Raw genomic sequence first — 13,671 nt, forward strand, 5'->3', positions numbered from 1 at the left:
CTTTTTCACTCTACAATCTCTATTTAAAAACAATTAAATGCTTCATAATGAAGCACCTAAATGATTAAGATTATGAAAACGATTATAAACACAAAATACATAAAAAATTTAGCTTTTGCCGCCCTAGCATTGGTATCAGTAACCACCTTTGCTCAGGAGGAGGAAGAGGAAAAGAAAAAATTTGAATTTAGCGGAACGGTAGATGCCTATTACCGAACCAATCTGACAGCACCAAACGGTGAAGACGCCATTGCGCCAGGTTCTTCTTTTGCAAATTTAGATGGATTCTCATTGGGCATGGCTAACCTTATTGCAAGTTATGAAGGTGAAAAAGTAGGTTTTGTGGCCGATTTGGTATTTGGTCCAAGAGGAACGGATGCAATTTTTGCATCACCAATGTATTCCGCCACCGGCGACATTGTTAACCAATTATATGTGTATTGGAATGTAAGTGATGCCGTGACTTTGACTTTTGGTAACTTTAATACCTTTTTGGGGTATGAGGTTATTTCACCGGCCGCCAACTTCAACTACAGCACATCTTATTTATTTTCCTACGGACCTTTCAGCCATACTGGTTTAAAAGCCGATTTTGACTTAGGAAATGAGTGGAGCGCTATGTTAGCCGTTATGAATCCAACCGATTTAACTGAACTTAATGGAACTGGTGATTACGCTGTTGGTGCACAATTGGGCTATTCAGGTCAGTTCTTGAACTTACTTTATAGTCAAGGTGGATTTGAGATTGATTACACAGGTGGATTTGATGTAACTGAGGATTTCTTTTTGGGAATCAACGCAGCACACTTTAGCCAAGAAGATGATGGCGGTAGTTTTACCGGCGTTGCCCTTTACCCTCAATTGGCTACATCCGATAACTTCACTTTAGGATTAAGAGGAGAGTATTTTATGACTGGAGATTTCTTTGGCAATGGTGCAGGAATAGGATCAGATATCGATGGTGATGCCAGTGTTTTAGCTTTGACACTTACAGGAAGTGCTACTATCGGAGACCTCATCTTAAAACCTGAGATTAGATTAGACAGCTCTTCGGAAGATGCTTTCATAGATAATGATGCTGATCCGTCGGCAAGCTTGGCTTCCGTATTATTTGCGGCTATTTACTCGTTCTAACTCAACTACTACAGAACTGATAAAAGCCCTATTCAAAAGAATGGGGCTTTTATGGCTTTAAAAAGTTTTTCACTCCTGCTCTCACGGTAGTTCTCAAATAATTTTGCCTTGGCACTAGAGGGCAGGAGTACTTTTTATTATACACACAATAAGGATTGTAAGCTTTATTGAAATCAATTAAAATAGTACTCCCTTCTGGAATAGTTAAGTCTATATAACGGCCACCACCATAAGTTTCACTCCCATTAGTTTCGTCCAAAAATGGTAAAAACAGGTAATCTCTATACTTCTCTTGTGTAAGTAATGCAGGTGTCTGATAAATTTCCAGTTGATGTTGTTTTCCATTCAACTCGAAATGGGCGATTCCAAACAACACTTCTTCGGTTTTTTCACCAGTTGTGGTATTCAATAGAAATGGGACAGCATTCGGAGTCCTTTCAAAACGGGCCAGAACCTGGTAGGTGGTATCTGGTTTAAAAAAATCCAGTCCATTGAAATCCTTTCGATATCTATCGGGCAAAGGTGATGTTTTGGGGTTTTTAAAAGTTGTATTCAAGTCTTTTTGAAAATCCAATATTTCTTCAACTTTAGAAGATTCAACTTGAATGGTTTCATCTGAAGCATGGTATTTTTTTTCTGATTTACAACCCACCAATAAAAGCAAAATCAAAAGGACAGAACGCATCATTTTCTAAAAATTAATTGGACATAAAAGTAAAGGAAATCATTCTTAATAGTACCTTAGTGCCTCTTCTTTTAACTTTCTATACGTATGAAAAACTTTGTTCCTTTATTGGTTTTGGTATTTGCCGTTTCCTGTATTTCCAAGACGGAAAGTACACCAATCAAGTCAGAAGAAAGGGTATTCCCAAAGCTAGCTTCAGATAGATATAATGTGGCATTTTTAATTATGGATGGTGTTTACAATACCGAGTTTACAGCACCTTTCGATATTTTTCAACACACCCAGTATCGGGAGAATATTAAGGCAATGAACACATTTACCGTGGCCAATACCCTAAACCCCATAACTTCCTTTGAAGGGGTTCGTATCCTACCCGATTTTGACTATACCCAAGATTCAATTCCAAAAATTGATATCCTGGTAGTACCCAGTGCCGAACATCATTTGGATACCGATCTTGAAGACACTGTAATGCTCAATTTTGTAAAGCGGGTCAGCGAAAATGCCTTGTTCGTCACCTCTCATTGTGACGGAGCGTTTGTTTTGGCCAAAACAGGAATATTGGACGAAGTAGCTTCCACAACATTTCCAAGTGACATTCCAAAATACAAAACCATGTTTCCTCACTTGAATGTAAAGGACAGTGTATTGTTTGTCCATGATGGAAAGTTTATTACCTCCGCTGGTGGAGCTAAAAGCTTTGAGGCCGCGCTTTATCTATGTGAGTATTTATATGGGAAAGAAATTGCTCAGTCCCTTGCAGGTGGACTTGTAATTGACTGGAATCTTGAGGAAGTCCCAAGATTTATTCCTCATTGATTTCGTACCGAGCATCGTTCAAATATTTGAAAACTACTTCGTTGAATTTAGGGTCAATTCGAAGCAGGCCCGTATCCTTCAAAGTATACAGTTTATCCCTATCCTTGAATCCTTTTTTCAAAACCTCCTCTAGATAAAACAAGGCTGTTCCATAATCCTCATTTTTAGCGCTTAGGGATATAATCTGAAGATAAAAATCAAAATTCTTTGGTTCTAGAACGGTTTTCAACATATATAAAAATGCAAGAGCATCCTCGTCGATGAGTTCCTCTGATTGGATGATATCAATGTTGTCCTCTGCCAATGCGTTGACATAACCAACCAAGCGGTTTCCCATTTCCTTTTCATAGGGATTGGTGCCATTGACAAACTTTTCCAATTCGGTCATTTGATAGTTCCACCATCCCAAGTTGTTGAAGTTATGGGTGATTACATCCTCTTCTATATAATATTGATAATCTTCTTTGAGTAATGACTCTTTCAACATGGCAGCGTTTTCACCTCGTTTCATTGCCTTATAAATACGGTCTTTGCGAATTTCTTTTTGTACTATTCTAAGGGAGTCAAGGTTCTTAAATGCTCCATATATGGATGTCATCTCAACAATATGTTGCTCAGCCAGCAAGAACTTTTTTAAGCTTTTTAATTCGTTAATTTTATCAAGATCATCCCTAAAATTTTTTTGAACGTAGGATGAATCCATCGGAACAATGTTCCCGCGCATTGCTTGTAGTTTAAAATATTGAAGGGCCTTGGACAAATACTCTGTCCCTGGCCATTCTCCTGACAGCGGATATAATAATAGTTGATTCGGAAACCTAAATCTATCGAGCACTTTTTTCATTGCCCGCATTGAGGTATAGTTATAGTTGTTCTTGTTGCTTATTCCAATAAAATGAAAAGGCCTTTTCGGACTTAATAATTCAATATTGGCGATAGAAGCTCCTATGGACAGTGCTCCTTTTACATCTTTGGCAAAGAGAGGGACTAAATTGGCGAAACGACCGCCCGAGCCAGCGCCTGCAGCATAAATCCTGGATTTACCAATTGGAAGCATATTCAAGACTTTATCTAGGGTCATTCCGGTAACCAACATGTTGCTGGAAAGTGAAATACTATCTGAAAGTTTTGGAGCAGCCAGAACATAGCCTTCATTCTCTGCCGCATGTAAAAACATGGACATGGTCTGTTTTTCTTTCCCTTCCAAATCGAAGACCATTAGCAAGGGCCATTTTTTTTCAGTTGTAAAATTCGTGGGTAGGTACAACGAAAACGTATCGGGTACAGAATCGTTAATAGGTAACGCTTGCAAAATCGTGCCTTTCTTCAGCACTATTTGCTGTGCCAGTATAGGTTGCATAACAACCATAGCAAGGAATAGCAATCCGTATTTTTTATTCATATCTCTTTCACCGCAAAAATCCGGCCAAAAAGAATATCTCTTTGTCCGACTTAAAATTAATCAAAAATTATGCTTAATCTCTAATATCTGTAATCGGAGCATTGGCGACAACATTGGAAAGCACAATATGCGTGCGACATTCACCATAGGTAATTAGTTCATCAATAAATTTTTCCAAGTGAGCCTGATCTTTAAGCACTACTTCCATGATAATGTTTTCGTTTCCCGTGATTCTGTAACAATTGACCACTTCCTTATAGGTTCCTACCTTGTTTAAAAATGGTTTCAGCTTACCCATAAACGCCCTCAACATAATTATGGCTTTTAACTGATGTCCCGCCATCGCATATGAAACATTGGTGTTATAGCCCTCGATAACCCCCAAATCCTCCATCTTTTTTACTCTTTCAGCTACAGCGGGTGGCGTAAGGCCTACCTTCCTGCCTATATTGGCAAAAGATTCCCTTGCATTCTGTTGAAGACATGTTAAAATTTCCCAATTCAGTTCATCAATTTTCATAACAAGAAATATTTGCTTTAAAATTTTGTAATTTAAAGTAAAATAGCGTTTTTGCTTTACAAAGAAAAGTCAAATTATCCAATTCCTACGTAATTTTAGGGTAGAAAATTGCTAGAAAAAAATGGAGAGAAATTCCTTAAATTCTCTTGGAGTTTACCGTAAATCACTGGCCTTGCGAGACCTTAGCGAAGCTGTGGGTTTTTATTTCACTTACAATAGAGATAGATTGTCTTTGCGAAAAATAGATAATTTTCGAAACGACCTTTCCAATTCTTTAATGACTGATGCTTCCCTAATTACCAAAGAAGTGGAAATGGCCGCATTGAGCAATTCCTATTCGGTTCGAATGAAAAGCTTGACATTGATCAATATCATGACACGCAATATTTTAGCCTATTGCAATGGGTTGGAGCGTGATGGTGTTAAGGAAAAAGAATATTTGAATCTTCTTAGGCGTGAAATCAAAACGTTTAGAGTTTCCTTTAAGAAATGGAGAAAATCGTTTAATACTGGGAATGATTAATCCCTAAAATCAATCTGCCCCTACATATTTCTCCGATACTGCCCCCCTACTTCAAAAAGTGCGTTTGTAATTTGCCCTAGCGAGCAATACTTCGCAACCTCCATAAGTTTTTCAAAGAGGTTTTCATTTTTAATTGCGGCTTGCTTTAGTTCACTTAATTGATTTTCTGCTTCCGATGTATTTCTTTGCTGCAAGTTTTGCAAAGTGTCTATCTGATTTTGTTTTTCTTCTTCCGTTGCCCTGATTACTTCCGCAGGCAAAATGGTGGGTGACCCCTTAGAACTTAAAAAAGTATTCACTCCAATAATGGGATAAGCACCTGAATGTTTCAATGTCTCATAGTGTAGGCTCTCCTCTTGAATCTTTGAACGTTGGTACATGGTTTCCATGGCCCCCAAAACACCTCCCCGTTCCGTAATACGATCAAATTCCAATAAAACAGCTTCTTCGACAAGATCGGTAAGCTCTTCAGTTATGAAAGACCCCTGCATTGGGTTCTCATTTTTGGCCAAGCCCAATTCCTTATTAATAATCAGCTGGATAGCCATTGCCCTCCTCACCGATTCTTCCGTAGGCGTGGTGATAGCCTCATCATAAGCATTGGTATGCAATGAGTTGCAGTTGTCGTAAATGGCATACAACGCTTGCAACGTTGTTCGGATATCATTGAAGTCAATTTCCTGTGCGTGCAAACTTCTCCCAGATGTCTGAATATGGTATTTGAGCATTTGCGCCCTTGGGTCAGCGCCATACTTTTCTTTTAGTGCTTTCGCCCATATTCTTCGAGCTACCCTTCCAATAACAGCATATTCGGGGTCCACACCATTTGAGAAAAAGAAAGAAAGATTGGGACCAAATTTATCAATGTCCATTCCGCGACTCAGGTAATATTCAACATAAGTGAATCCGTTGGAAAGAGTGAAGGCCAATTGTGTAATGGGGTTCGCTCCGGCTTCAGCAATATGGTATCCTGAGATGGACACCGAATAAAAATTACGGACTTGATGTTCAATGAAATATTCTTGTACATCACCCATTAGACGTAGTGCAAATTCCGTGGAAAAAATACACGTATTCTGTGCTTGATCCTCTTTTAGTATATCGGCCTGGACAGTTCCGCGAACCTGGTTTAAGGTTTCTTTTTTTATTTTTTCATAGACCTCTAATGGTAAAACTTGATCTCCGGTGACCCCCAAAAGTATCAAACCTAACCCATTGTTTCCTTCGGGAAGTTCTCCAGTGTAATTTGGTTTTTTAACCTTCTTCGTTTTGAAAATCTTTTCAATTTTCTTAGCCACCTCTTTTTCCAAACCATGCTCTTCGATATATTTTTCACAGTTTTGATCTATGGCCGCATTCATAAAAAAAGCCAATAGCATTGGTGCCGGACCATTGATGGTCATACTTACCGAGGTCATAGGGTTGCTTAGATCGAACCCTGAGTATAACTTTTTAGCATCGTCCAAACAGCAAATAGACACTCCCGCATTACCGATTTTTCCGTAAATATCGGGTCTATGGTCAGGGTCATTTCCATACAAGGTAACAGAATCAAAGGCCGTTGATAGACGCTTTGCCGGCATATCCAAACTCACATAGTGAAATCGTCTATTGGTGCGTTCCGGTCCACCTTCTCCAGCAAACATTCTTGTTGGGTCCTCACCTACCCTTTTAAAAGGATAAAGTCCAGAAGTATAAGGAAATTCACCAGGAACGTTTTCCTGCAGACTCCATTTAAGCACATCACCCCATGCTTCATACTTGGGTAAGGCCACTTTCGGAATTTGACTGTGAGAAAGGGATTCGGTATGTGTTTCTATATTTACATCTTTTCCTCTTACTTTAAAGGTGTAGATATCGGCTTTATAACGTTCTTTCTTTTCCCTCCATTTCAGAATTGTTTCCCAATTGTGAGGGTCAAGGTTCATCTTTAATTTATCGAATTCTTTTGTTAGCAGAGCGAGCAGCTCTTTATCCTCCTTGTTTTTTAATTGACCATGAAGTTCTTCCTCATTCAATCCTGCTTTGGAAAGGAATAATGTTTCGGAATGGGATGCATCAACATCCAACACTGAGCAGACCGTTAAAAAAATGCCGTAAAGTTTCTGTGCAATTTTACTTTGATCGGCTACACGATGATCATAGGAGCGATTGCTTTCTGCTATTTCCGAGAGGTAACGGGTGCGCGCTGGGGGAATTACAAATATTTTTTCGGATGTCTCATTAGAAATTGTATACTTTGAAGTCAGTGAGGCATTTGCTTTTGAGACCAAAGTTTCCATCACCACACCATACAACCTGTTCATTCCGGGGTCATTGAACTGCGAGGCAATAGTACCAAAAATTGGCAAATCATCTTGGTCAGTGTACCAGAGTCCGTGGTTGCGCATATATTGTTTCTTTACATCGCGTAACGCATCTAGAGCACCTCTTTTATCAAACTTATTGATAGCCACAACATCGGCAAAATCCAACATATCGATTTTCTCCAATTGGGTAGCTGCACCAAATTCTGGAGTCATTACATATAAAGAAACATCACTATGCTCTAAAATTTCAGTATCTGATTGACCTATACCTGAAGTTTCCAGAATTATCAAGTCAAAATTGGCTGCTTTAAGTACCTGAACCGCCTCAGCTACATGTTTGGACAATGCCAAGTTAGATTGTCTTGTCGCTAACGACCTCATATAAACCCGTTCATTGTTGATAGCATTCATACGAATACGATCACCCAATAAAGCTCCACCAGTTTTTCGTTTGGAAGGATCTACCGAAATGATACCGATATTTTTCTCTGGAAAATCTCCTAAAAACCTTCTAACCAGTTCATCTACCAAACTGGATTTACCCGCTCCTCCAGTTCCAGTAATACCAAGTACCGGTACGGCGTCGTTTTTTTCTATGAACTTTTGGTAAGATTCAAAGATGTCATGTCTATTTTCGGCTAATGAAATTAAACGTGCTAAGACGTTTACATTTTTTTCTTTTAGAAGGGAATCTAAAGTTTTATTCTTCGGAGTTTCTAAATCCGAAACGGGTTCGTCACAACGTTTAACTAAATCATTGATCATACCCTGTAATCCCATTTCGCGTCCGTCATCCGGGGAGTAAATACGTTCAATTCCATAGTCCATCAAATCCTTGATTTCTTGCGGAAGTATAACTCCTCCCCCTCCTCCGAATATTTTAATATGGCCGGCTCCCTTTTCTTGGAGTAAATCGAACATATACCTAAAATATTCATTGTGGCCTCCCTGATATGAGGTCATTGCGATTGCGTTGGCATCTTCTTGAATAGCACAATCTACCACTTCCAACACACTCCTGTCATGTCCCAAATGAATTACTTCCACCCCAGTGGCCTGAATAATTCTTCGCATAATATTGATAGCAGCATCATGTCCATCAAAAAGGGAGGCAGCTGTTACAATTCGAATCTTATTTTTGGGTATGTAGGCTTTAATTTGCTCCATTGACAATAAACAGTGTGATTTTGAGGTGCAATTTACGAAAAGCGCAATGAAATTTCCATTTTAGTTAGGATATTATAAAAATAAACAGCTCTTTCAGTTGCTTTTTGGATTATCCTAATTTTATTGCCAGAAAAACACCCTATGGAATTAACGTTGCTAATCCATTGCAAAGATCAACCCGGAATCATAAGCTCGGTCACTCAGTTTATTCATTCTGAGAAAGGCAATATTGTTTATCTGGACCAGCATGTAGATAAAGAGGCAGGTGTTTTTTTCATGCGGTTAACCAGTGAATTTTCGAATACCGTTTCCCATTCAGAATTTAAGCAAGCTTTTGAAGAGACCCTTGCCAAAAAATATCAGATGAACTGGGATATTCACTTAGACACAAAAAAACCCAAAATGGCAGTCTTTGTTTCAAAATACAATCATTGCCTCTATGATCTTTTAAGCCGTTTTAACTCTGGTGAATTGTCCGTGGAAATTCCTTTTATCCTAAGCAATCATCCTGATTTAAAATATATCGCCGATCAATTCCAAATTCCTTATTACCATATTCCAGTGTCCAAAAACACCAAAAAGGATGCTGAGCAAAAGCAATTGGAGTTACTTAAAGAGCATCAAGTCGATTTTATTGTTCTTGCACGTTATATGCAAATTATTTCTCCAGAGGTAATTGATGTGTATCCCCAGAAAATAATTAACATACACCACTCATTCCTGCCTGCGTTTGCAGGAGCCAAACCTTATCATGCTGCATTTGAAAGAGGAGTGAAAATTATTGGTGCCACCAGCCACTACGTTACGGCCGAATTGGATGCCGGTCCGATAATCGAGCAAGATGTGACCACTGTTTCACATTCACATGCCATAAAGGATTTTATCGCCAAGGGCAGAGATCTGGAAAAAATTGTGCTTTCAAGAGCTGTTCAACTTCATGTAGATCGAAAGACCATCGTCTATAACAATAAGACCGTTATTTTCTCCTAAATATCAATTCGGTTTCCTTTTTGTGATCGATAAACGTTAAATTCACAGGAACAGTAAAATAAACCCCTTATGAAACGTATACTACTTTGTCTTTTGGTTTTTCAATTTTTTGGGTGTGCTGAACTCCAGCAAGTTGTTAACCAATTACCCCAGGGAACACCTGGAATCGGAAATGCAGAAATTGCCCAAGGTTTGAGAGAAGCACTCAATTTTGGAATAGAGAAGCAAGTGAACAAACTCACTGCCAAAGATGGGTTTTTCAAAAATGATTTGGTCAAAATTCTATTGCCCGATGAACTAAAGAAAGTGGACAACACATTGCGAGATATCGGTTTAGGAAAACTTGCAGATGAGGGACTCCGCATATTGAACAGAGCTGCTGAGGATGCCGTAAAAGAAGCTACTCCAATCTTTATTGATGCTGTAAAGGGAATTACCTTCAATGATGCAAAACAAATATTATTGGGGAATGACGGAGCTGCAACATCTTACCTAGAAGGAAGTACACGAAGTAAGCTCAATGCCAAGTTTACCCCTATTATTAAAAATTCTTTTAGCAAGGTTGGTGCAGATAAAATTTGGGAAAACATCATTACCAAATACAACAACTTACCATTAACTAATGATGTAAACCCCGATTTGACAAATTATACTACAGAAGAAGCTCTGGATGGTGTCTTTACAATGATCGCTGTTGAAGAAAAAGAAATCAGAACCAAAATCTCATCAAGAACAACAGATTTGTTAAAAAAAGTATTTGCTTTGCAAGATTAATTATAATTTTTTCCTAATTACGCAATAAGTTCAAAGAATCATCGTTATTATCACAATAAAACAAGGCAATTTTAACAAATTCCTAAAGTTATATTTACCTTGAACTGTAAATAATAAAGGAGTTTTGTAGTAAATTATCTGAGTTAGCATTTTTTTGAGTTAGTTAGTTTAAACCGGTGCGCGCACCGGTTTTTTGCTTTTCTACAATTAACTGAAATACAATCGATTATTAACTCCTATTTCTAGATTTTGCAGCGGACTCTAAAGGTAAACTATTATCGGGAGTTACTTATTTTAAGATTTTCTTAACATTTCGAAATGTTAATATTCTTAATTTCAGAGAAGGCTAATTCAATCAAAAACATGGGACGGTCATGTTATCTGATATTTTTATGCACACTTATTTGTGTGTCTGGTTTTTCCGCTGTGAATAAAGACAGCTGGGATACCTTATATGAATTTCCTAATATAGCCCTTAAAGATTCCCTAGAGTGGGCTGATTATTACTACAATATCGGGGAATTCGGCAAAGCACTTTCCATCTATCAAAAACAATTGGACCAAAAGGACAGCCAGAATGCTTATGTCCTTAAGAAATTGTCACTATGTTCAGCTGCGATGTATAACCCTGCTGCTGCCACTAACCATGCACTCAGCTATCTTCAATCAGATTTTAAACCTGCCTTTTTATTGAATGAAGGTTTTGACCCTATTCGTGAAACCGAGCAGTTCAAAAGAGTTTCTGGCAGAATAATCCCATATGTAACTCCTTGGATTTTAATATACCTCTTTGTAGCTATTGTGGGTTTCTATGTAGTTTTTGTAATCTCAATAAACAAACAAATACACTTGGGGTCAAGATTGTTAATCGCCTCCTTTATTTTTATTCATTCCCTTTTCATACTAAATCTTAGCATAAACAATTCAAATTACATTTTCGAATTTCCACATACCTACCTTATGTCTACATGGGGTATCTTTTTATATGGGCCATTGTTATACTTTTATTTTAAAAGCACGACACAGAAGTACCAGTTTAAAAAATTAGATCTTTTGCATGCTGTTCCTACTTTGGCAATTTTGTTGTACCTCGTTTTTGACGTGTATTTGCTTTCGTCCGAAGACAAAATCCATGCTATGTTGAGTAGAATTCAAGATGGGTTGAACCCACAAGATTCTACTGTATTACTACTGCTAGTTGTCTTAAAAATAGTATCTCTAACCGTTTATGGCTTTTTTATACGAAAAGTATATCGAAGAAGTGCAAAAGAAAAGTTACTCGATTCAAGAAAGCTTATTTGGCAAAGAAATGTCTACCAAATCCATATACTTTATGTAATAACATATACAGCTTACGGGTTTCTTGTGGTGAATCTAATAAACTCGGGGGTCATTTATGAGATTTCCACAGCGGCGATGGCGTTAATGGTAATTTATGTAGGTTATTCTGCCAATATTCAACCTGATGTATTTAGTGGTATCTATGCCTACAGGAATCGTCTGTTTCCCAAATATGAAAAATCCGGTCTTACTCCCAGCTTATCATATGAATTAAAAGAGGCCCTACTTGAGCTTTTTACTGAGGAAAAGATTTATAAAGAAAGTAATATTAATTTGGATATGGTTGCCCAAAAATTGAATACAACCAGACACAATGCATCCCAAATTATTAATGAGCATTTTAATGTGAGTTTCCACGAGTTTGTAAATATGTATAGGATTCAGGAAGCCAAAGAATTATTATTGGAAGATAAATTTCGAAAACTGAGCATTATAAACATTGCCTATGAAGTAGGCTATAACAATAAAGTAACTTTCAACAAAGCTTTCAAAAAGGATACGCAACTAACTCCCTCAGAGTATCAAAAAAGCACATTAAGGGTTTAGACCTAGAAGTATTTCTGCATCGGCAAGGTAAAGGTTGATAAGTATTAGCCTCCACAAACCCCACTTTTCATTATTTTATTTTAGAAACGGCCCATGGGGACACATTTATAAAATATCTAAGTCTCATTAGGTAAATATTTGAATTAGTCAATCAATATCACCTTTGGGCCGTTTTTTATTTTTCCTCTAAACCCCTCCTTCAATTTTTGAATAAATCGCAATAGGTATTAGCGTCAAAACCCTGCCACCGGTCATTGTTAAAATTTCATCTAATTATCCCAAAATCAGTTATGTTACATAGCATATTTGTTAATTTTTAGATAACGTACCTGATTTCTAGATGAATACGCCTATTCCTCGTAATCTAAAAGACAGCTTTCGACGTATCTTTGGTATAACAAATCTTATAAAATGAAAAATCAATATTGCAAGGTTGGAGCAGTGACTCCAATCACTAGCGGAAATCAGGCAGTAGCCATTTTGGAATTTAGGTACAGAGATTTTATTGAGAAGGCAGCGGACGCTACTTACATTGACACAAATCTTGGTGAATTCTTTAAAAGAAAAGCAAGGAACTTTAAAAAGATATTGGAAGAGTTAGGCTAAAATACTAATTCAACCTAGCTAATTCTTGCTCCATTTCCTCCTGTATCACTTTGGCCTTTTCAGCAGCTTTAGTTGCAAAGTCAACTCCTTGGGAAGCATATAGAATTCCCCGTGAGGAATTTACCAATAGTCCTATATCTTTGGTAAGTCCATATTTACAGACTTCTTGCAAATTACCTCCTTGCGCCCCAACTCCTGGAACCAACAGAAAACTATTAGGAACGATAGCTCTAATGTCCTTTAGAAAAGTGGCTTTAGTAGCCCCAACGACATACATTAAATTATGGTGGTTCTTGTAAGTTTTTGAAACCTCCAACACCTCTTTATACAATTCTTTTCCGTCGACCTTCTTAGTTTGAAAATCAAATGCACCCAAATTTGAGGTCAAAGCCAACATTATGGTATGCTTGTTTTCAAAATCCAAAAAAGGTTCTACGGAATCTTTACCCATATAGGGTGCTATTGTTATAGAATCAAAATTCAGAGTTTCGAAAAACGCCTTTGCGTAGCGCGTAGAGGTATTACCAATATCTCCTCTTTTGGCGTCTGCAATCGTAAAGATTTCTGGGTGTTTGCTATTCAAATATTCCATGGTGCGCTCCAAAGACCTCCAGCCATTCAAACCATAGGCTTCGTAAAAAGCGATATTAGGTTTGTATGCCACGCATAATTCATGTGTGGCATCAATAATGGACTTATTAAAGGCGAAAATGGGATCTTCTTCGTCAAGAAGATGCTTGGGAATTTTATCTAAATCGGTGTCCAGACCAACGCACAGAAAGGACTTTTTACGTCTGATTTGAGATACTAACTCTTCTATTTTCATAATGCTGTTCCCAGGATGTTCTTAGCTGT

At 37.8% G+C, this 13,671-nt stretch carries 12 protein-coding genes; 7 read left to right on the forward strand and 5 right to left on the reverse strand.

The annotated features are described in order from the left end of the window. Positions 1-72: 72 nt before the first annotated feature. On the forward strand, positions 73-1,134 hold the full coding sequence (locus tag ACOKFG_RS14830; protein ID WP_298790954.1) for an outer membrane beta-barrel protein: 1,062 nt from the start codon (positions 73-75) through the stop codon (positions 1,132-1,134). Between the two features lie 49 nt (positions 1,135-1,183). On the opposite strand, the gene ACOKFG_RS14835 is transcribed toward ACOKFG_RS14830, so the two are convergent. Further along, entirely contained in the window at positions 1,184-1,822 is a 639-nt protein-coding gene (locus tag ACOKFG_RS14835; RefSeq protein ID WP_299486078.1) for a DUF1684 domain-containing protein, read from the reverse strand. 84 nt (positions 1,823-1,906) lie between these two features. Here ACOKFG_RS14835 and ACOKFG_RS14840 point away from each other — a divergent pair, with 84 nt between their 5' ends. Continuing rightward, a complete protein-coding gene (locus ACOKFG_RS14840; protein WP_299486080.1) occupies positions 1,907-2,638 on the forward strand; it encodes a DJ-1/PfpI family protein in 732 nt (243 codons plus the stop codon). Here the strand turns inward: ACOKFG_RS14840 and ACOKFG_RS14845 are convergent. Together ACOKFG_RS14845 and ACOKFG_RS14850 are read right to left on the reverse strand one after the other, a co-directional pair. Further along, on the reverse strand, positions 2,625-4,040 hold the full coding sequence (locus ACOKFG_RS14845) for an alpha/beta hydrolase (protein ID WP_299486082.1): 1,416 nt from the start codon (positions 4,038-4,040) through the stop codon (positions 2,625-2,627). The genes ACOKFG_RS14840 and ACOKFG_RS14845 overlap by 14 nt on opposite strands. Before the next feature lie 73 nt (positions 4,041-4,113). Continuing rightward, positions 4,114-4,560, reverse strand: a complete 447-nt coding sequence (locus ACOKFG_RS14850) for an Lrp/AsnC family transcriptional regulator (RefSeq protein ID WP_298790962.1) — start codon at positions 4,558-4,560, stop codon at positions 4,114-4,116. 121 nt (positions 4,561-4,681) lie between these two features. Between ACOKFG_RS14850 and ACOKFG_RS14855 the strand changes: the two genes are divergently transcribed. Next, positions 4,682-5,083, forward strand: a complete 402-nt coding sequence (locus tag ACOKFG_RS14855; protein ID WP_299174550.1) for a hypothetical protein — start codon at positions 4,682-4,684, stop codon at positions 5,081-5,083. A gap of 20 nt (positions 5,084-5,103) precedes the next feature. Here the strand turns inward: ACOKFG_RS14855 and ACOKFG_RS14860 are convergent, their stop codons facing one another. Continuing rightward, complete coding sequence (locus ACOKFG_RS14860) at positions 5,104-8,559, reverse strand: methylmalonyl-CoA mutase family protein (protein ID WP_422861530.1); 3,456 nt, start codon at positions 8,557-8,559, stop codon at positions 5,104-5,106. Between the two features lie 141 nt (positions 8,560-8,700). Between ACOKFG_RS14860 and purU the strand changes: the two genes are divergently transcribed. The 4 genes from purU to ACOKFG_RS14880 all read left to right on the forward strand — a co-directional run bounded on the left by purU (position 8,701) and on the right by ACOKFG_RS14880 (position 12,816). Then, positions 8,701-9,549, forward strand: a complete 849-nt coding sequence (purU, locus tag ACOKFG_RS14865) for a formyltetrahydrofolate deformylase (RefSeq protein ID WP_299174554.1) — start codon at positions 8,701-8,703, stop codon at positions 9,547-9,549. 69 nt (positions 9,550-9,618) lie between these two features. Continuing rightward, complete coding sequence (locus ACOKFG_RS14870) at positions 9,619-10,323, forward strand: DUF4197 domain-containing protein (protein WP_298790970.1); 705 nt, start codon at positions 9,619-9,621, stop codon at positions 10,321-10,323. 363 nt (positions 10,324-10,686) lie between these two features. Further along, positions 10,687-12,210: a helix-turn-helix domain-containing protein gene (locus ACOKFG_RS14875; RefSeq protein WP_422861531.1), complete on the forward strand. Its 1,524-nt coding sequence runs from the start codon at positions 10,687-10,689 to the stop codon at positions 12,208-12,210. 411 nt (positions 12,211-12,621) lie between these two features. Continuing rightward, on the forward strand, positions 12,622-12,816 hold the full coding sequence (locus tag ACOKFG_RS14880) for a hypothetical protein (RefSeq protein ID WP_298790974.1): 195 nt from the start codon (positions 12,622-12,624) through the stop codon (positions 12,814-12,816). Positions 12,817-12,820: 4 nt separating this feature from the next. Here ACOKFG_RS14880 and pyrF read toward each other — a convergent pair whose 3' ends face one another. After that, a complete protein-coding gene (gene pyrF, locus ACOKFG_RS14885; protein WP_422861532.1) occupies positions 12,821-13,642 on the reverse strand; it encodes an orotidine-5'-phosphate decarboxylase in 822 nt (273 codons plus the stop codon). Positions 13,643-13,671 lie beyond the last annotated feature (29 nt).

The organism is Flagellimonas rhodophyticola, assembly GCF_049332665.1.
GTDB lineage: Bacteria > Bacteroidota > Bacteroidia > Flavobacteriales > Flavobacteriaceae > Flagellimonas.

Bases quoted from the DNA above. Each gene is read 5' to 3' on its own strand.
- ACOKFG_RS14830 (WP_298790954.1), top strand. From the start codon at position 73: ATGAAAACGATTATAAACACAAAATACATAAAAAATTTAGCTTTTGCC.
- ACOKFG_RS14835 (WP_299486078.1), bottom strand. From the start codon at position 1,822: ATGATGCGTTCTGTCCTTTTGATTTTGCTTTTATTGGTGGGTTGTAAA.
- ACOKFG_RS14840 (WP_299486080.1), top strand. From the start codon at position 1,907: ATGAAAAACTTTGTTCCTTTATTGGTTTTGGTATTTGCCGTTTCCTGT.
- ACOKFG_RS14845 (WP_299486082.1), bottom strand. From the start codon at position 4,040: ATGAATAAAAAATACGGATTGCTATTCCTTGCTATGGTTGTTATGCAA.
- ACOKFG_RS14850 (WP_298790962.1), bottom strand. From the start codon at position 4,560: ATGAAAATTGATGAACTGAATTGGGAAATTTTAACATGTCTTCAACAG.
- ACOKFG_RS14855 (WP_299174550.1), top strand. From the start codon at position 4,682: ATGGAGAGAAATTCCTTAAATTCTCTTGGAGTTTACCGTAAATCACTG.
- ACOKFG_RS14860 (WP_422861530.1), bottom strand. From the start codon at position 8,559: ATGGAGCAAATTAAAGCCTACATACCCAAAAATAAGATTCGAATTGTA.
- purU (WP_299174554.1), top strand. From the start codon at position 8,701: ATGGAATTAACGTTGCTAATCCATTGCAAAGATCAACCCGGAATCATA.
- ACOKFG_RS14870 (WP_298790970.1), top strand. From the start codon at position 9,619: ATGAAACGTATACTACTTTGTCTTTTGGTTTTTCAATTTTTTGGGTGT.
- ACOKFG_RS14875 (WP_422861531.1), top strand. From the start codon at position 10,687: ATGGGACGGTCATGTTATCTGATATTTTTATGCACACTTATTTGTGTG.
- ACOKFG_RS14880 (WP_298790974.1), top strand. From the start codon at position 12,622: ATGAAAAATCAATATTGCAAGGTTGGAGCAGTGACTCCAATCACTAGC.
- pyrF (WP_422861532.1), bottom strand. From the start codon at position 13,642: ATGAAAATAGAAGAGTTAGTATCTCAAATCAGACGTAAAAAGTCCTTT.